The organism is Leifsonia sp. 115AMFTsu3.1, from assembly GCF_004362795.1.
Lineage (GTDB): Bacteria > Actinomycetota > Actinomycetes > Actinomycetales > Microbacteriaceae > Leifsonia.
Genome location: NZ_SNYB01000001.1, coordinates 372,114 through 390,123, shown reverse-complemented (window position 1 = coordinate 390,123; position 18,010 = coordinate 372,114). Strand labels below are relative to the sequence as shown.

Annotated in this window: 19 protein-coding genes; 5 read left to right on the top strand and 14 right to left on the bottom strand. The window is 68.9% G+C overall.

Features of this window, described 5'->3' with window-relative positions:
• Window positions 1-14 precede the first annotated feature (14 nt).
• The 5 genes from AXZ95_RS02020 to AXZ95_RS02000 form a co-directional block, all read right to left on the bottom strand.
• Entirely contained in the window at window positions 15-884 is an 870-nt protein-coding gene (locus AXZ95_RS02020) for a carbohydrate ABC transporter permease (protein WP_018189324.1), read from the bottom strand.
• On the bottom strand, window positions 877-1,836 hold the full coding sequence (locus AXZ95_RS02015; protein WP_018189323.1) for a sugar ABC transporter permease: 960 nt from the start codon (window positions 1,834-1,836) through the stop codon (window positions 877-879). Before AXZ95_RS02015 ends, AXZ95_RS02020 begins: the two co-directional genes overlap by 8 nt.
• Window positions 1,833-3,104 (bottom strand): extracellular solute-binding protein, encoded by a 1,272-nt coding sequence (locus tag AXZ95_RS02010; RefSeq protein WP_018189322.1) that lies wholly within the window; start codon window positions 3,102-3,104, stop codon window positions 1,833-1,835. The genes AXZ95_RS02015 and AXZ95_RS02010 overlap by 4 nt, the downstream gene beginning before the upstream one ends.
• 70 nt (window positions 3,105-3,174) lie before the next feature.
• The gene (locus tag AXZ95_RS02005) at window positions 3,175-4,185 is read right to left on the bottom strand and encodes a Gfo/Idh/MocA family oxidoreductase (RefSeq protein WP_018189321.1); all 1,011 of its coding nucleotides are present in this window, start codon (window positions 4,183-4,185) and stop codon (window positions 3,175-3,177) included.
• Window positions 4,182-5,009, bottom strand: coding sequence for a TIM barrel protein (locus AXZ95_RS02000; protein ID WP_018189320.1), 828 nt, complete (start codon window positions 5,007-5,009; stop codon window positions 4,182-4,184). The genes AXZ95_RS02005 and AXZ95_RS02000 overlap by 4 nt, the downstream gene beginning before the upstream one ends.
• Before the next feature lie 99 nt (window positions 5,010-5,108).
• Here AXZ95_RS02000 and AXZ95_RS01995 point away from each other — a divergent pair, with 99 nt between their 5' ends.
• From AXZ95_RS01995 to AXZ95_RS01975, 5 genes are all read left to right on the top strand, one after another.
• The gene (locus AXZ95_RS01995) at window positions 5,109-6,143 is read left to right on the top strand and encodes a LacI family DNA-binding transcriptional regulator (protein ID WP_018189319.1); all 1,035 of its coding nucleotides are present in this window, start codon (window positions 5,109-5,111) and stop codon (window positions 6,141-6,143) included.
• On the top strand, window positions 6,140-6,862 hold the full coding sequence (locus tag AXZ95_RS01990) for an SDR family oxidoreductase (protein WP_018189318.1): 723 nt from the start codon (window positions 6,140-6,142) through the stop codon (window positions 6,860-6,862). The genes AXZ95_RS01995 and AXZ95_RS01990 overlap by 4 nt, the downstream gene beginning before the upstream one ends.
• A 46-nt stretch (window positions 6,863-6,908) precedes the next feature.
• Window positions 6,909-7,646 (top strand): SDR family NAD(P)-dependent oxidoreductase, encoded by a 738-nt coding sequence (locus tag AXZ95_RS01985; protein WP_018189317.1) that lies wholly within the window; start codon window positions 6,909-6,911, stop codon window positions 7,644-7,646.
• Between the two features lie 49 nt (window positions 7,647-7,695).
• The gene (locus AXZ95_RS01980; RefSeq protein WP_018189316.1) at window positions 7,696-8,676 is read left to right on the top strand and encodes an NAD-dependent epimerase/dehydratase family protein; all 981 of its coding nucleotides are present in this window, start codon (window positions 7,696-7,698) and stop codon (window positions 8,674-8,676) included.
• 139 nt (window positions 8,677-8,815) lie between these two features.
• The gene (locus AXZ95_RS01975; protein WP_043742124.1) at window positions 8,816-9,811 is read left to right on the top strand and encodes a LacI family DNA-binding transcriptional regulator; all 996 of its coding nucleotides are present in this window, start codon (window positions 8,816-8,818) and stop codon (window positions 9,809-9,811) included.
• 18 nt (window positions 9,812-9,829) lie between these two features.
• Here AXZ95_RS01975 and AXZ95_RS01970 read toward each other — a convergent pair whose 3' ends face one another.
• The 9 genes from AXZ95_RS01970 to AXZ95_RS01930 all read right to left on the bottom strand — a co-directional run bounded on the left by AXZ95_RS01970 (window position 9,830) and on the right by AXZ95_RS01930 (window position 17,911).
• Window positions 9,830-10,663 (bottom strand): amidohydrolase family protein, encoded by an 834-nt coding sequence (locus tag AXZ95_RS01970; RefSeq protein WP_231374305.1) that lies wholly within the window; start codon window positions 10,661-10,663, stop codon window positions 9,830-9,832.
• Complete coding sequence (locus AXZ95_RS01965; protein WP_018189313.1) at window positions 10,660-10,998, bottom strand: L-rhamnose mutarotase; 339 nt, start codon at window positions 10,996-10,998, stop codon at window positions 10,660-10,662. Before AXZ95_RS01965 ends, AXZ95_RS01970 begins: the two co-directional genes overlap by 4 nt.
• Window positions 10,995-12,173 (bottom strand): mandelate racemase/muconate lactonizing enzyme family protein, encoded by a 1,179-nt coding sequence (locus AXZ95_RS01960; RefSeq protein WP_018189312.1) that lies wholly within the window; start codon window positions 12,171-12,173, stop codon window positions 10,995-10,997. The genes AXZ95_RS01965 and AXZ95_RS01960 overlap by 4 nt, the downstream gene beginning before the upstream one ends.
• A gap of 28 nt (window positions 12,174-12,201) precedes the next feature.
• Window positions 12,202-13,104 carry a carbohydrate ABC transporter permease gene (locus tag AXZ95_RS01955; RefSeq protein WP_026307010.1) on the bottom strand — a complete coding sequence of 301 codons (903 nt, stop codon included), beginning with the start codon at window positions 13,102-13,104 and terminating at the stop codon, window positions 12,202-12,204.
• Window positions 13,105-13,106: 2 nt separating this feature from the next.
• Window positions 13,107-14,048 carry a sugar ABC transporter permease gene (locus AXZ95_RS01950; RefSeq protein WP_018189310.1) on the bottom strand — a complete coding sequence of 314 codons (942 nt, stop codon included), beginning with the start codon at window positions 14,046-14,048 and terminating at the stop codon, window positions 13,107-13,109.
• A gap of 1 nt (window position 14,049) precedes the next feature.
• Entirely contained in the window at window positions 14,050-15,423 is a 1,374-nt protein-coding gene (locus AXZ95_RS01945) for an extracellular solute-binding protein (protein WP_018189309.1), read from the bottom strand.
• A 111-nt stretch (window positions 15,424-15,534) separates the two neighbouring features.
• On the bottom strand, window positions 15,535-16,140 hold the full coding sequence (gene eda, locus AXZ95_RS01940) for a bifunctional 4-hydroxy-2-oxoglutarate aldolase/2-dehydro-3-deoxy-phosphogluconate aldolase (protein ID WP_018189308.1): 606 nt from the start codon (window positions 16,138-16,140) through the stop codon (window positions 15,535-15,537).
• The gene (locus AXZ95_RS01935; protein ID WP_018189307.1) at window positions 16,137-16,898 is read right to left on the bottom strand and encodes an SDR family oxidoreductase; all 762 of its coding nucleotides are present in this window, start codon (window positions 16,896-16,898) and stop codon (window positions 16,137-16,139) included. The genes eda and AXZ95_RS01935 overlap by 4 nt, the downstream gene beginning before the upstream one ends.
• The gene (locus AXZ95_RS01930) at window positions 16,895-17,911 is read right to left on the bottom strand and encodes an alcohol dehydrogenase catalytic domain-containing protein (RefSeq protein ID WP_018189306.1); all 1,017 of its coding nucleotides are present in this window, start codon (window positions 17,909-17,911) and stop codon (window positions 16,895-16,897) included. Before AXZ95_RS01930 ends, AXZ95_RS01935 begins: the two co-directional genes overlap by 4 nt.
• Between the last annotated feature and the right edge of the window lie 99 nt (window positions 17,912-18,010).

The window sequence follows — 18,010 nt, the reverse complement described above, 5'->3', positions numbered from 1 at the left end:
CCGTTCGTCGGGGCTCAACGGCCGCCGAAGGCGCCCGCGCCGATCGCGGCCACCAGCTGTCTCTGGGCGAGAGCGACCACGACCACCACCGGGGCGATCGTCATCACGCACGCGGCCATCAGCAGTTGCCATTGCGTGCCGGTCTGCGTCGTGAAACCGGCGATGCCGATGGGTATGGTCCACTTCTCCGAGCTGTTGAGGATGATCAACGGCCACAGGAAGCTGTTCCAGCTCCCGAGGAAGGCGAAGATCGCCAGGACGGACAGGGCCGGGCGCACGAGCGGGACGATGACGCTGATCAGGATGCGCCAGGTGGAGGCCCCGTCAAGGCGGGCGGCCTCCTCCAGCTCCCCGGGGATCTGGAGCATGAACTGCCGGAGCAGGAAGGCTCCGAACGCTCCGAACAGGCCGGGGAGGATCAGCGCGACCCACGTGTCGGCGAGCCCTGCCTGGTCGAAGCCGAGGAACAACGGCACGACGGCGACCTCGCTCGGCAGGGTCAACGTGATGACGAACAGCAGGAAGACCGCGCTGCGGCCGGGGAAACGCAGCCGGGCGAACGCGAACGCCGTCAGGGTCGCCACGATCAGGGTGAGGAACGTGGAGATGGCGGCCACGACCAGGCTGTTGAGAAGGAGGCGACCGAAGTCCACCTCCGTCCACGCATCCACGAAATTGGACCAGAGGACTTTCGAGCCGATGAAGGTGATCTGCGCAGCGAACACCTCGTTCGCCGGCTTCAGCGCCGTGAAGACGGTCCAGATCAGCGGAAACGAGAACACGAGCGCGAACAGCCACGCGGCCGTGGTGTTGGCGGCGAACCCGATGGTCCGCCCGCGGCGACGCCAGCGTGGAGCGGAGGCCGGCAGCTGATGCTCAGTCATAGTGGACCCACTTCCTCTGTCCCCAGAGTTGGAACAGCGTGAAGATCGCGATGATCACGAACAGCACGGTCGCGATGGCGGACGCATAGCCCAGCTGATTGTTCGTGAAAGCGGTCTGATAGAGGTACAGCATGATCGTCATCGTGCTGTTGCCCGGCCCGCCGCCGGTGATCACGTAAGCCTGGGCGAAGGTCTGCCAGGCGCCGATGACGGTCAGCACCGTGGTGAAGAACAGGGCGGGGCTGACCAGCGGCAGGGTGATCGAGACCAGGCGGCGGAAGCGACCGGCGCCGTCGATCCGCGACGCCGCGATCACATCGGGGCTGATCGAGTCGATCCCAGCGCCGAGCACGATCATGTTGTAGCCGAACGACTGCCAGAGGGACACCCCGATCACGGTGGCCAACGCCCAGTTGCCGTCACTGAGCCAGGGGATCGGACCGAGTCCGAAGACCGCGAGGCCCTGGTTGACGGCGCCGTCCTTCTGGAACAGCAACCGGAAGACCGCGGCGTTCGCCACCATCGGGGACAGGGCTGGGATCAGGAAGATCACCCGGAGCCAGTTGCGGCCCGCGATGCGGGTCTTGAGCCACATCGCCATCGCCAGGGAGATCGCGATGTTCGCCGGGACGTACACGAGCACGAAGATCGCCGTCACCATGACGCTGTTGAGGAATTGCGGGTCGCGGAACAGCCGGATGTAGTTCTCCGTGCCCGTGAACTGGACGCCCCCGAGCACGCTCGAGTCGGAGAACCCCAGGATCAGCGAGGCGACCTGCGGGATGACGATGAACACGGCCAGCCCGATGAGCCCGGGGAGCACGAAGGCCCACCCCACCCAGCGGGGCCCCCCGAGGGGCCGGCGGCGAAGCCGGCCCCTCGGGCGCTCCGGTTGGGCGACGGACCCCTCGGAGACCTCTTCCTCCGCACGGTCCAGACGCACGAACGTCATTGCGGAAGGCCCGCCTTCACTTGCTGGAGGACCTGCTCGACTGTGCTCTTGCCGGAGAACGCATCCACCTCGTACTGGGTCAGCAGCGTGTCGAGCTGCGCCTGGCTGGAGGGCACCGGTGATGGAGTCGCGTCACCGGTCATCTGCTTGATGACCGCGGTGAACGCAGGCGACCCGACGTTGGTGGACCACGCGTCCAGCGCATCGAGCCGCGCCGGCACGGAGGCCTGCGACTTCGTCACGAACTCCAGTCCGCTCTTGCTCGTCATCGCCTCGATGGCCTTGAAGGCCTTCTGCTTGTCGCCGCAGGTCTTCGTGATGCCGAAGCCCGAACCGCTGATGAAGCCCTTGGAGGTGCCGCTCTTGCTCGGGACCACAGCGATGCCGACGTTGTCCTTGCCGAGGGTCTGCTGCTCGTGCTGCAGATCCCACAGACCCTCGAGTTCCATGGCCGCCTGACCCGTGCTGAACGCATCGATGTCCGGGAAGGTGCCGCCCGCGGCCGCCTCCAGCGGCTTCGCGACCTTGTACTTGTTGGCCAGGTCGACGAGCAGCTGCAGCGCGTCGCGGAAGTTCGGGTCGTCCAGCTTCGGACCGTTCTTGTCGGCGTAGGGGTGGCCGTCGGCCGCCATGAGAGTGCTGATGGGCGTCGAGCCCTGTCCGATCGCGAAGCCGTACACGCCATTCTTCGTGGTGGCCTTCGCCGCGGCGATGAAGTCATCGACCGTCCAGTCGAGACCGGGCTCGGCCACCCCGGCGTCCGCGAACATCTTCTTGTTGTAGAAGATGACGTTGGGACCGGCATTGAACGGGATGGAGTAGAGCTTGCCGTCGACGCTGAGCTGCTCGAGCATCGCCGAGCTGTACGCCGACAGGTCGACCTTGTTCTTCTTCACCAGATCGTCCAGGGGCTCCAGCCCCTGCACGTACTGGTTCACCCGGCCGTTCTGGAACGTGACCAGGCACGGCGCACTGCTGCCCTTCATCACGGTGGGCAGCTTGGTGTAGTAGTCGCCGATGGGCGGGCCGGAGAAGCTGACAGCCATGTCCGGGTCGGCGTGCTTGCCTCCGGCGATGTAGTCGCTCCACTGCTGCTTGTCGGCCTTGCCGCCGATCCACGTGTACATCTTGAGCGTCTTGCCGTCGAGGCCCGACGTTCCACCGCCGCCTCCGGAACAGGCGGCGAGAGCGAGGGCCAGAACGCTCGCGACCGCGACGGCGACGCCGACGCGTCCCCGTCGCCTCGGGCTTTTCAACCGTGACTTCATGAACTCCTCCTTGAGTATGAGAGCGAAACGTTACGACTTCAGTGATGGTAAGAGCACCAGGAATGCGAAGTCAAGAGATAACACCGGTCACTAAACGTTTCGTTCGCTCGGATTCTTTCAGCAGATCGTGCGCCAGGATGGTCTCGGCGACGGTCATCGTCTTCAGCGCATCGCCGAAGTGCGACGAGGGAAGACGGCGCGAACGCACCGCCTCGATGAATTCGGCGCTCTTGGCGAGGAAGCCTCCGCGGACATAGAGGTCCGACGAGCCCGCCACCTCGCCGGCATCGAGCTCCTCCCGCCCCTCCGCGTCCCAGATGGTGGCCCCGACCTCGAGGTCGCCTTCCGCCATGATCCCCGGCCCGTGGACCTCCACGCCGAACGTCCTGCGGCCGCTCGTCCAGTTCGTGATCATGACCCCGACGGCGCCCGTGTCGAACTCGAGCGTCGCCGCGACGAAGTTGATCTCGTCGACGATGACCCTGCGCGTCACATCCGAGACGGCGACGACCTCGCCGCCGCAGAGGTGCCGGAGGGTGTCGATCACATGGACGCCGTCGTCCATCATCCTGTCGCGTGCCGACACCATCGGGGTCGGATCGTTCTTGTAGAACCGGCACACGGCATGGACGACCTCGCCCCGCTCGCGAACCCGCCCGACCATGCGCTCCAGGAGCGGGGACGAGCGCCGCTGGAAGCCGACCTGGGTGATGCAGTTGTTCTCGTCGGCGAGACGGGCGAGCGTTCTCGCCTGGTGGAGGGTGAGACCCAGCGGCTTCTCGACGAAGAGGTCGAGTCCACGAGTCAGACAGCCGCACCAGATGCCGAACATGAGTTCGGGGGGACCGATGACATAGACGGCATCCGGGCGCGTCTCGTCGAGCATCGCCGACCAGTCGTCGAACAGAGCGGTGATGCCCCAGCGCTCGCCGGTCGCCCGGAGGCGCTCCGGTGAGAGGTCGCAGATACCCACGATCTCCACGTCGGGCAGCGACGACAACGACGGGTAGTGGACGAGGTTCGCCATCTGGCCGGCGCCGATGACGGCAACGCGCACCGGCCGGGTCCCGCCGGCGGTCATCGGGCCACTCCGGCGCCGGCCGCGGCCCGCAGACTCTGCGCGTATTCGAGATCGCGCGTCACCTTCGCCACGAGGTCGCTCTCGTCGGTGTACTCGGCGGTGAGGCAGATCGGCCCGTCGAACCCGCGCTCCGCGAGGTAGGCGAGCGCGCGACCCCACTCCGCCATGCCACTGCGGGCGTCGGTGAACACCGGCTCCCAGACCGGATCCCCGAACGCGGACGCCGGTTCGTCGACCCGCTCGTAGTAGGCGCTCTTGAGGTTGACGATGCCGAGCCAGGGCCAGAGCAGTTCCAACCCGTGCTCGGGCCGCTTGCGCGCGAGGGCGTCGTGAGCCGAGTCCCAGATCGCCGCGACGTGGCGGGGGTCGGCATCCTGGAGCAGAGCGAAGAGCTCCGAGGAGTCGGCGATGTAGTCGTCGTAGTGCGGCTGGACGGCAACGCGGACCCCGTAGCGTTCGGCGCGGTCGGACAGACCGGCGAGCACACGGCGGATCTCCGTACCGGTCGCGGCGTAGCCGTTCACCCCGATCGGCACCATGATCCGGATGAACGGCACGCCCGCATCCGCGCAGGCCGCGAAGGTCGCCTCATCCGTTCCGGAGGCGATGCTCGCGATCCCCACGCCCGAACGCGCAAGCTCGCGCGCCGCGGCGGGCAGAGCCGTCGACACCTCGTCCGGGGTGACCTGGTAGCCGGGGCGCACCGGAAGCTCGACGGCGTCGAATCCCATCCCCGCGACCAGCTCACCGAGAGCTCCGACCTGCGGCTCTCGCCACGGTTTGGTGAAGACACTCCACGTCGTCTTCGGATCATCATGTGGCATGGCGAACTCCTTTGTCGGGACGTCGGGGGAATTTTGTGCAACGATACAGTGGTTTGTGCAACGATACAGTGATTCCAAATCACGTCAACAGGAAGTCAGGTGAGAGCGATCGCAACGATCAGGGATGTCGCCCAGGCCGCCGGAGTCTCACCCTCCACGGTCTCGAACCTGCTCAATGCACGCGAGCACCTCATGCAGCCGGAGACGCGCCGACGCGTGCTCGAGGCGATGGAGGCGCTCTCCTACCGGCCGAGCCGCGTGGCGCAGCAACTCCGCGGCGCCCCCAACCCCACCCTGGGTCTCATCGTCCCCTCCGTGGCCAACCCGTTCTGGGGATCGTGGGCCGCCCATCTCGAAGCGGCGTTCCACGCGCACGGACGGCAGATCTACCTCTGCAACAGCGAGCGCGATCCCGAGCGCGAGCGCGCCTACGTCGAGCAGCTCTGGGCCGACGGCATCGAGCACATCGTGCTCTCCACCTCGCTTCCGTCGCTCGAACACCTGCGCCCCGCCATGGACGCGGGCGTGCAGATCATCGCGTTCGACCGCGAACATCAGGAGACGGACCCGCCCGAGCTTCTGAACGTCAGCATCGACAACGAAGCCGGCGCATGGATAGCGACACAGCACCTCCTCGAGCGAGGTCACACCCGCATCGCCTTCGTCTCCGGTGCGATGCGCACGATCAGCCGCCAGCGGCGCTTCGCCGGCTACCGCCGGGCGCTCGACGAGAGCGGCATCCCCTTCGACGACGCCCTCGTCCCCCGCTCCCCCGACTTCGGGGACGCGGACAGCAGCCCGCTCGCACGGGACGCGGTGCACGCCCTGCTGGCGCTCGACCAGCCGCCGACGGCCCTGGTCGCCGTCAACGACATGTTCGCCCTCAGTGCCTCCGCCGCCATCCGGGATGCCGGCCGCGATATCGCCGAATTCGCCGTGGTGGGCTTCGACGACATCCCGATCGGCAGGCTCGTATCGCCCGCCCTGACGACGATCCAGCAGCCGCTGCGCGAGATGGCCGAGGCCGTCGTCCGGCTGACGGCCGGCGGAGGCGGCGACCGCGAGACAGGTCCGTCACTCGTCTTCCCGCCGACCCTCGTGGTGCGGGCCTCCAGCGAACGGAGAATCGCATGACCGCATCCGGAGCCCGAGTGCTCGTCGCGGGAGCAGCCGGCGGTGTCGGCCGCGCCGTCGCCCGTGCTGCGGCGGTGGACGGCGCGACCGTCCTGCTGCTCGGGCGTGACCGGAGCCGTCTCGAGGAGGTGCGAGCGGACGTTGCCGCTGTCGGCGGGACCGCGCACGTCGCGGTCGCCGACACGACCTCGGCGCCCCAGCTCGACGACGCCGTGTCATCTCTGCGGCACGAAGCGGGCGGCATCGACGTCGTCGTCAACGCCGTCGGCGTCAACCTCAAGGGCCGCCGCCTGGACCAGCTCGACATCGCCGGCTGGCGGTCGGTGCTGGAGAGCAACCTCGACTCCGCCTTCCTCCTCACGCAGGCGGTGCTTCCCGGGTTCCGCGCGGACGGCGGCGGCCTGCTCATCCACATCTCCTCCGTCGCCGCTCTCGTCCCCGACATGTCGGGAGCCGCCTACCAGGCCAGCAAGGCCGGTCTCGCGGCGCTTGCGCGCGCCACCGCGCTGGAGGCCGGTGCCGACGGCGTCCGGGTCACGACGATCTCACCCGGGCTCATCGACACCGACTTCGTCCGCCACCGCCCCACCGCGCCGACGCCCGACGAACTGGCGGGGGCGCTCCGCCCGGAGGACGTCGCCGACCTGTGCCTCGCCGTCATCCGGTTGCCCGCCCGGGCGACCGTCAGCGACATCGTCGTGCGCCACTCCGCGCGCTGAACGGCGTCGACCTCCCCTGTACCGACCGACCGAGACGGAGATCTCCATGACCGCACCCTCCACCGCACGAAACGTCCTGATCACCGGAGGCGCGACCGGAATCGGCCTGGGCATCGCCGAGGCGTTCCTGGACGCGGGCGACCGCGTTGCGATCACGACGAACGCCTCGCCCGTGCCCGACCACGTGGCCGGGCGGATCGTCGCCGAACGGATGGACGTCACCGACAGCGCTCAGGTGAAAGCGGCCGTGGCGCGGATCGGCGAGGCGCTCGGGGGCAGGATCGACGTGCTCGTCAACAACGCCGGCGGACTCGTCGCACGCCGCCCGCTGGACGAGGCCGACGACGAGCACTGGCACCACGTGATCGAACTCAATCTCTCCAGCGTCTTCTACGTCATCCGCGCGGCCCTGCCCGCGATGGCCGAGGGCGGCCGCATCGTGAACATCTCGTCTCTGGCGGCGCACAACGGAGGCGGCCAGGGAGCTTCGGCCTACGCTGCGGCCAAGGCCGGCGTCGAGGGCCTCACCCGCGCTCTGGCGAAGGAACTCGGGCCACGCGGGATCGCCGTCTCCGCTGTAGCCCCTGGCCTCATCCTCGAGACACCGTTCCATGAGCGCTTCACCCCGGAAGCCGACCAGCGTGCGACCATAGCCGCCACGCCGCTTCGCCGAGCCGGCACACCCGCCGATGTCGCCGCGGCGACCTTGTACCTCGCGTCGGAGGCGGGCGGCTTCGCGTCGGGAACAGTGGTCGCGGTCAACGGCGCTGCCGCCTTCCACTGAGCGAAGCGACCTCCGCGCCTCCGCGGCGCCTACCGGAAAGAGAGCAGACATGCGCATCGTCGTCATCGGAGCAACAGGCCACATCGGCGGCTACCTCGTGCCGCGCCTCATCGAGGACGGGCACGACGTGGTCGCGATCACGCGCGGCAGCTCGGCGCCGTATCGCGAGGACCCGGCCTGGCAGAGGGTCGAACGCGTGATCGCCGACCGCGAGGCGGAGGATGCCGCCGGCATCTTCGGCTCGCGCGTCGCCGAGCTCGAACCGGACGTGGTGGTGGACATGATCTGCTTCACCCCGGAGTCCGCCCGGCAGCTCGCCGATTCCCTCCGCGGACGGGCGCGTCAGCTGGTGCACGTCGGCACGATCTGGACGCACGGAACCCTCACCGAGGTTCCGGCTCCCGAGGACGCCGTCAAACAGCCCTGGGGTGAGTACGGCACCCAGAAGGAGGCGATCGAACGTCTGCTGCTGGCCGAGTCCCGACGCCAGGACGGCCTTCCCGTGGCGATCGTGCACCCCGGTCACATCTCCGGTCCCGGCTGGCCCATCATCACCCCGCAGGGCACCACCGACCTCGAGGTGTGGCGGACCCTGGCGAACGGGCGTGAGCTCCTGCTGCCGGGATTCGGGCTCGAGACCGTGCACCACGTGCACGCCGACGACGTCGCACAGCTGATCCGACTCTGCCTCGAACAACCGGACGAGGCGAACGGGGAGGCGTTCCACGCCGTCTCCGAGCGCGCTCTGACGCTGCGCGGCTTCGCGCAGGAGGCGGCTCGGTGGTTCGGAGTGGAAGCGAGGCTGCGCTTCGTACCGTTCGACGAGTTCAGCGCCTCCCTTCCCGAGGAGCACCGCGACTCCGCCTTCCAGCATGTCGCCCGCAGCCACGCGATGAGCATCGAGAAGGGGAGGCGACTGCTGGGCTATGCACCGGCGTACTCCTCGCTCGCTGCCGTGGCGGAGTCGGTGGAGTGGCTCCGACAAGCCGGCCGTCTGGGAGACGGCATCCCGCCCGTCCGATTCGGCTGAGACGCCGCCGGGTGGACATCGGCTCTGTCGGCCGAAACGATTCACGCCGCGCTGACGCTGGATTATGCTGAGCGGACGCTACGCTCAGACATCGGCGACCGTGGAGCGTGTGGGCGGCAACACCAGGAAAGACGGGGATGTGACGACATACAAGGACATCCAGCGGGCAACGGGACTCTCGCTCGCAACGATCTCCAAGTACTACAACGGGCGAAACGTTCTCGAGGCCAATCGAGAAGCCATCGAGGCGGCGGCACGCGAGCTCGACTTCCGGCCCAATCAGTTCGCCCGGACGCTGCGCTCCCGCCGGTCCCGGACGGTCGGGGTGCTGCTGCCGGCGCTCGACAACGACTTCCACCTGACGATCATCGCCGGCGTCGAGGAAGCTCTCCGCCCGCGTGGGATCAGCATCATCGTGGCCGCCAGCCCCGACCCGAGCGAAGATCCCGTCAACCTTCTGATGGACCGGATGGTGGATGGCATCGTCGCGGTCACCCCGCCGCACGATGTGCCCGCACTGCGCGCCGCGGCGGCGCGCGTTCCGGTCGTGATGGTCGACTGGTACATCGACGACGTCGCCGCGGACGGTGTCTTCATCGACAACGCGGCGGCCGGAGCGCTCGGCGGCCGGCACCTCCTCGACCACGGCCATCGCCGTATCGGGCTCGTCGGCGGCGAACCGGTGATCTCCTCGATGCGCCTGCGCACCGAGGGGTTCGAGCGGGCACTGGCTTCCGAGGGGGTTCAGGTGGACCCGTCGCTGGAGCGTCTCGTGCCGCTGACGATCGAAGCGGGCTACCGCGCCGCCCAGGAGCTCCTGGCCCTGTGGCCGCGGCCCACCGCGCTCTTCGCCACGAACTACGAGCTCACCCTGGGCGCGGTCACGGCCGTGAACGATTCCGGGCTGCGCATCGGACGGGACATCTCGGTCGTCGGGTTCGACAGTCGGGAGCTCGCCCAGGCGCTCGTGCCGAAGCTGACGGTCATCGTGCAGCCGACCCGCAAGATCGCCAAGCACGCGGCGCGCCTGATCGCCGACCACATCGAGTCGCCGGACGAGCGTCCCGCCCCGACGATCGAATACCTCGACGCGCACCTCATTCCGGGCGCCTCCGTGACGCGCCTGGACGACTGACGCGTTCGGGCGGACAGCTCAGGCGAGGGAGTAGACCCGCTCCGCATTGCCGCCGAGCAGGGCGTCCTGCTCGGCCGGGGAGAGCCCCGAGACGAGTGTGTCGAAGGCCTCGCGCCACGCGGGAGCGCCGCCGCCGAGCTCGGCGAGCGGCCAGTCCGAGCCGTAGAGCAGGCGATCGGGACCGAACGCCTCCAGCGCCGTCGAGACGATCCCGCGGAGGTCGCCGGCCGTCCAGGTCCCCGGCACCAGCCCCGACGTGAGCCCGGAGACCTTGGCCGAGACGTTCGGGAGGGCCGCGAGAGCGCGCAGCCCCGCCTCCCATCGCGACGCGTCCGCGTCGTCGGCGAGCGGACCCCCGAGGTGGTCGAGCACGAAGGAGACGCCGTCGTTGCGCGCAGCCACGCGAGCCGCCTGCTCCAGCTGCCAGTCGCGGATCACGAGGTCGAAGACCAGCCCCTCGCGACCGAGGGCGGCGAGACCGTCGGCGGTGTCGGCCCGCAGCATCCACTCGGGGTCGGGATCGATGTGGGCGAGATGCCGGACGCCGACGACCGGAACGGATCCGGCGCGCACCTCGTCGAGCTGCGCGCGGACATCGCCGGCGAGGTCGACCCAGGCGACCAGTCCCGCCACCACCCGCGGGTCGCTGCGCGACAGCCGGACGCTCTCCTCAAGGCTGTTGCTCGCCTGCACCAGCACCGCGCGGTCCATCCCCGTCGCCGCGAGCATCCCGCGCAGATCATCGGTGGCGAAGTCGCGGTCGATCGCCGCCATCGAGACGGGATCGATCCAGTCCTGCGGATCGGTGGAGCGGTCCCACAGGTGCACGTGAGCGTCGATCCGGGCGGTCACCGCTGGCGCCACACTTCGTCGATCGGCTGCCAGAGGGAGCCGGGGTCGCGTTCCTCGGCGATACGCACCTGGCACGGGTCCGTGTGCGTCCACCACTCCTGCGACAGCGGGTCGTCCGCGATCCGCTGCAGGTCGGCCGCGTGATCGTCGCCGACGTACTCGTAGTGGGCGAACAGGATGTCGCCGAAGACGTAGATGCTGTAGTTGCGGATGTTGCACTCGGTCATCTTCGCCTCGACGCCCGGCCACACGGCGCGATGGAGTTCGAGGTACTCCTCGCGCTTCTCGGGCCGGACGCCGACGACGAACGCGAACCGCTGCGGTTCGCCGCTCACGAGACCGGCCTCAGCGGCACGGTCGGGTCGTCGATGACGTCGGGCTCGGCGACGAGTCGCAGCGCCGCGCGTTCGGGGCGGATGTGCGGACCGGTGGCGGGAGGTGCGGGAGTCCCGCCCTCACCGGTCAGCTTGGCCTCGTCCACGATGATGCCGATCCCCGGCCTGTCGCCGAGGACGATGCCGCCGTCGTCGAACTCCTGGTCGACATCCAGTCCGATCGGGAAGGAGAGGTCCTGCACCTCGTGCGTCAGCAGGTTGGGTATGGCGGCGGCTGCATGGGCGGCCGGATTGGTGTTGTAGGTGACCGGGCTCACCGGCAGGTCGTGCCCGTGGGCGAGGGTCGCGACACGGAGCAGGTGCGTGATGCCCCAGACATTGCCGACCTGCACGATGTCCACCGCTCCGCTGTCGAGCAGCGGCCGGTATTGCTCCAGTCCGGTCAGGTTCTCGCCGCTCGCCACGGCCGCGCGGATCTTGCCGCGTAGCGAGGCCATGCCCGCCGCATCCCATCGGCGCAGGGGCTCCTCGATCCAGGTGAGGTCGAGGCGTTCCTCGATGGCGCCGATGTACCGCGCGGCCTGCGCGTGGTTCCACGACTCGTTGACGTCGAACATGAGCGCGGGATGCCGCGAATTGCGGCTGAGGATGTCGCGCAGCAGCTCCAGACGCGGGAGGTCGCGGTCGAGGTCGCGCCCGCCCTTGAGCTTGCCCGCCTTGAACCCGCGGTCGGCGAACCGCCCGTAGAGGTCGGACAGCTCGTCGTCGGTCAGGCCGTACTCGAGGCCGGATGCGTACCCGGGCACGAACCGCTCGCGCGCACCGAGCATGCGCCAGAGCGGCTCCTCCGCCGCCTTCGCCTTGAGATCCCAGAGCGCCATGTCGACGGCGCCGATCGTGCCGAACGTGGTTCCGGAGTGACCGGCCTTGAACACCCAGTCGAGCATCCGGTCGTAGAGGGCGACGACCGAGCGCGGGTCCTCCCCCTCGACCGCCGGGAACACCCGGGCGATGTCGGCATGTGCGCCGACCCCGACCCCTTCGATACCGCTGTCGGTCTCGATGATCAGGACGGGGACGGGCGTCGTGTTGCCGGTCTGCACGCCGTTGACGTCGCCGGTGACCCGGCCCCAGTCGTGGACGGTGCTCAGACTGCGATAGCCCGTGATCTTCATCGGTGGTTCTCCTTCGGTGCTGACGTGCTCATTCCTTGGTCCCTCCCGCGGTCATCCCCGAGACGAGGAACCGCTGCGAGAACAGGAAGACGATGAGGACGGGCAGGATCGACACGATGGTCGCCAACGCCAGGGTCGGCAGCTGGACCGAGTCGGAGCCCGCCGAGCTGGGGTTGAAGGCCGGCGTCGCCGAGAGCAGCGAGGTCAGCCCGACCTGGATCGGGTAGCCGTCGCTGGAGGGCAGCATCACGAACGGCAGGAAGAAGTTGTTCCAGTTCTGCACGAAGCTGAAGAACGCCACCAGTGCGACGATCGGAGCGGCCAGCGGCAGCGCGACCCGGGTGAACACCTGGATCTCGGTGCAACCGTCGATCCGTGCGGCCGCGAGCAGGTCGCGCGGGATGCTCGTCGAGAAGTAGATGTACGTCAGGTAGACGCCGAACGGGAAGAACGACATCGGCAGGATCACCGACAGCGGGCTCCCGATCAGGCCGACGCTGTTGAGCTCCAGGAAGATCGGCAGCACCAGCGCTGTGCTCGGGATGAGCATGACCACCAGGGTGAGCACGAGCAGTGCCTTGCGGAGCCGGAACTCGGTCAGCGCCAGCGCGTAGCCGGCCGGGATGCTCACGATCAGCGTGATGATCAGCGCGCCGATCGAGTACAGCGCCGAGTTGCCGATCCACAGCGTCACCGCGCCGTCCTGGAAGCCGAACAGCTGGTTCCAGTTGGCGACGAAGTCCGACCACGACCCGACCGAGAACGGGTTGGCGACGATCAGCGCCTTGGACGACTTGGTCACCGCGAACAGCAGCCAGACGATCGGGATGGCGAAGAACAGCACGAAGACGACGAGGATGACGCCCGCGATGGAGCGTCCGCTCCAGCCGCGCAGACTGGCGCGGCGGCGCTCTGCGGTGAGTGCGGTCATGGTCATTCCTTCTCGAACAGGCCGCCGCGGGTGACGAACACCCAGGACAGCAGGAGCGCGACGATCAGCAGCAGGAGCGAGATCGCGGCGGCGCCGTTGAAGTCGTTCTGCTGGAACGCGTACTGGTAGGCGAGCTGGTTGAGCGAGTAATCGTTGGGGACGACCGCGTTGCTCGCCTGGCTGAGCAACTGGGGCTCGACGAACAGCTGCGTGCCCGCCGCCAGCGACATCACCCCCATGTACGCGATCCACTTGCGGAGCATCGGCAGCTGGATGCGGAGGGCGATCTGCACGGCGTTCGCCCCGTCGATGCGCGCCGCCTCGATCACGTCGGTGCTGATGTTGTTGAGCGCGCCGTACATGATCACGATCCAGCCGCCCGCGCCCGTCCAGAACGCGATGATCGCGAAGATGGCCGGCAGGTTGCCCGGCTGGATGACCTGCACGAAGCTGTTCATCCCCATCAGCCGGAGCAGTCCGCTGACCGGGCTTGCCGTCGGGTCGAGCACGAACAGCCAGAGCAGGACGCTGGAGGCGCCGGCGAGCGCGCCCGGCAGGTAGTAAATGAACCGCAGGCCGGTGCTCGCCCACCGCACGCGCAGGGCGTGGACGACGAGCGCCAGCAGCACGACGAAGATCACGAGGCCGATCAGCCAGATGACGAGGTAGATCGTCACGTGCAGCACGGCCGGCCAGAACCGGAAGTCGGTGACGACCGTGATGAAGTTGTCGATTCCGGCGAACCCGCCGTCCGCCCGGGTGAAGGCGAGCAGCACCGCGTACAGGGCCGGCAGGATGCCGAAGGCGATGGCGAGCAGGGCGTAGAGCGAGACGAAGACGTAGCCGATGGGCGTGCGTCCTGGTGCCCGGCTGGACCGCCGGGCTGACCGCCGGCGCTCTGGGGCGCCGGCGGCCAGCTGGTCGCTCGGTGGAGCGAGGGTCATGTCAGTTCACCTTGTATCCGTCGACCTTGGCCTGGTTCGCGATGGCCTCCTGCCAGGTGGGCAGCAGGCTCTCGATCGACTTCCCGCCCGTGATGGCCGGGGTCATCGTCTTGGCCCAGACGGCCTCCTGGCTGAAGACGCCGTAGCCCCAGCCGTCCCACACCTGGGAGGCGGCGGTTGCGACGGGCTCGAGCGAGGTGGCGTAGTACTTGCTTGCCTCCTGCTTCTCGATCCACTTCTTGGCCGCCGGCGCGTACGCCGGGTAGCCGGGGGCGACATCCACCTGGTAGTCGTCGGAGGTCGTCACGAACTGCGCGAACTTCTCGGCGGCCTTCAGGTTCTTGGAGTGGCTGGAGATGAACCAGGTACCGCCGCCGACGTTGCCGGTCACGGCCTTGTCCTCGCCCTTCCAGGGCAGCGGGGCCGCCACGCCGAGCTCGCCGGCCGGCACGTTGAGCGACTGCGGGTTGTTGAAGATGGCGCCGGCGTACCAGGCGGGGCCGGGCATCATCAGCACCTTGCCCGCGTAGCTCTTGACGAACTCCGGGGTGAAGACGCTGACGGCCGGGACCGTCTTGTTCTCGCGGAGCGTGTCGAGCAGAGTGGCGGCGCGCTTGCACTCGGTGCTGTCGGTCTTTACGGTCACCGACTTCGGGCCGGTGATGTCGTTGGCCTGGCACTTGCTGCCCCACATGAACACCTCGGGTGTCCAGGCGTCACCGGCGGTGCCGATGATGTAACCGGGGTGCTCAGCCGCGACCTTCTCGCCGAGCGCCTGGTACTCCTCCCAGGTGGTGGGGACGGCGTAGCCGAACTTGTCCATCAGGGTCTTGTCGTACCAGAGCACGGCTTGGGCGAGGTCGTTGCGGAGGCAGTACACCTGGCCGTTGACGGTGCAGGGGTTGAGGGCGCCCTCGGTGAAGTTGTCGAGGGTGTCCTTGGGGACGAGGCCCTTGTCGAGCACGGCGGCGAAGGCCTGCTTGCCGTTGCTCTTCTGGCTCGCCCAGGCGGCGTCGTTGTTCTGGCTGGAGAAGACCACGTCCGGCCAGCCGCTGCCGGCACGGTCGAAGAGCTGCATCTTCGTCCTGAAGGAGTTGGAGCCGTTGGCCGAACCGTCGTAGGTGACGACCTTGATCTTGGTGTCCGGGTTCGCCTTCTCGAATGCCTTTGCCGCGGCCTGACGGTCCGCGTCCACCCAGACGGTGATCGTCGAGGAGGTGTCCTGCTTGGCTTCGGGAAAGCCGTACGACCCGTTCGCCGAGCTCCCGCCGGTACTGCAACCGGTGAGGGCCAGGAGCGCCGTCGCGGCGCCAAGTGCGGCGACGGTCAGCGCCGGCCTACGGCGTGAACGCACCACAGTGTGGATTCCGACCATGAGATGTCCTTGTCTTGTCGACTTCGTTGACGACTCCGAGGAGGCGTGATCTTGACTATAGGGCATACGTATGATGTTTGCCAAGTGGCTGACGTGACACGACGTCGCCGGTCATCGCGCCGCTTCGACCGCCGCCCGGGATAGCGCCTCGACGCGTGCGAAATCGCCGGCCGCGATGGCGGCGCGCGGCACCATCCAACTGCCTCCGACCGCGATCACGGACGGCAGCGCGAGATAGTCCGCGGCTCGCGACGCGTCGATCCCGCCAGTCGGGACGAACGCCAGGTCCGGGAACACGGACGACAGCGCCGACAGGACGGCCGGGCCGCCCGAGGACTCGGCGGGGAAGAACTTCAGGGTCCGCAGGCCCAGCGACCGGGCGTGCATCACCTCGGTCGCCGTCACCGCGCCGGGAACGGCCTGCACTCCGCGCCGCTCGCACACCGCGAGGACGGACTCGGAGAGGCCCGGGCTCACCACGAACGTCGCGCCGGCGTCGATCGCGGCCTCCGCCTGCTCGGGCTCCAGGACGGTGCCCACGCCGACGCGCAACCCCGGCATCCCGGCCAGAGCGCGCAGCGCACTCAGAGCAGCCGGAGTCCGTAGCGTGATCTCGGCCTGGTGGATGCCGCCGGCGAGGAGCGCGCGGCCCAGCGCTTCGGCGTCTCGCGCATCGTCGATCACGACGACCGGGAGGATCGGTTCGAACCCCGTCATCGCCCGAGCCACCCGCCGTCGACGGGCAGGATCGCGCCGGAGACGTAGCGGGCGGCGTCGGAGGCGAGGAACACGGCCGCTCCCCCGATGTCCTCCGGCGTCCCCCATCGACCGGCCGGGATGCGCTCGAGGATCGACCGCGAGCGATCGGGGTCGTCCTGCAGCGCCTGGGTGTTGTCCGTCGCGATGTACCCGGGAGCGATGCCGTTCACGGTCACGCCCCTCCCGGCCCACTCGTTCGAAAGAGCGCGGACGAGCCCGGCCACGCCGGATTTCGCGGCCGCGTACCCCGGAACGTTGATGCCGCCCTGAAAGGACAGCAGGGATGCGGTGAAGACGACCCGGCCGCCGCCCGCTTCCAGCATCCGGCCGCCCAGCGCCTGGCTGAGCACGAACCCGCTCGTCAGGTCGACCTCCAGAACCTCGTCGAACCACTCCAGCGGATGCTCGGCCGCCGGGGCCCGCCGGATGGTCCCGGCGTTGTTCACGAGGATGTCGGCGTGACGGTCGCGGGCGGCGAGCTCCGCGGCGAACGCGCTCACCTGGGCGCGGTCGGCGAAGTCGACGCGGTGCCCCTCGAAGCTCCGTCCGAGCGACCGCACCCGGTCGCCGATCGCCGACCCCTCGGGGTCGAGCGTCGCGGAGACGCCGACGATGTCGGCGCCGGCCGCGGCGAGCGCCTCCGCGATCGCGAAGCCGATGCCGCGCTTCGCCCCGGTGACGACCGCCAGCCGGCCGGAGAGGTCGAAGCCGCTCATCGGCCGACCTCCACGAGGATCTTCATCGCTCCGCCGGCCTCCAGTGCCTCGAACGCCGACGCCGTCTCGGCGAGCGGAACCACCCGGGTGATCAGCCGGTCGGCGGGGATGTCGCCGCCCGAGACGAGCTCCACAGCCCGCTCGAAGTCCTGCCGCTGGTACACGCGCGCTCCGAGGATGCGGAGCTCGCGCCAGAACACCCGGTGCAGATCGATCGGCCGCGGCTGGGAGTGGATGGCGACGACGACGAGCGTGCCGCGGACCTTCGCCAGCGACGTCGCGCCGAGAACGGCCGCCGCCGAGCCGGAGACCTCGAACACCACGTCCGCGCCGGCTCCCCCGGTCCACTCCTCGACCCACGCGACCTGGTCCACCGCACTCGGGTCGAGGGTCCGCAGGCCCATCTCCTCCGCAGCGGCCCGGCGGCCGGGATCGATCTCGGCGATCACCACCTCGGCGCCGAAGGCGGTCGCGACGGTGGCGATGAGCACGCCGATCGGGCCCGCGCCGATCACGACGGCCCGATCGCCGGGCGTCAGCTCCGAGCGGCGCACGTCGTGGACGGCGACCGCGACCGGCTCGACCAGCGCCGCATCCCGCAGCGACACCCCGTCCGGCAGGCGGACGAGCGTGGAGGCCGGGACGTTCCAGCTCTGCTGCAGGGCGCCGGGGCTGTCGATGCCGATGAAGTCGAGGCTCTGGCAGATGTGCTCGTTGCCCGCACGGCAGGCGGGACACGTGCCGTCCCACGCCAGCGGCATGACCGTGACGGCGTCGCCGACCGCCCATCCCTCGACGTCCGGGCCGATCGCGGAGATCGTGCCGGACATCTCGTGGCCGATCGTCGCCGGCAGCGTGACCCGCGCATCCATGTCGCCGTGGTAGATGTGCAGATCGGTGCCGCAGATCCCCGCGTAGGCGACGGCGATCCGCACCTCGCCGGGTCGCAGCTCCGCCGCCTCCCGCTCCTCGATCGTGATCGTGTGCTCGCCTGCGTAGTTCGCCGCCAACATCGCCGGCCGCTCCTTCCTCGTCTCTCGCCCGTCCCGAACGGACCTGGCGTGACGTCCTCGTCTCGAATGATCCAAACATAATACGTATGCTGAAAGGAA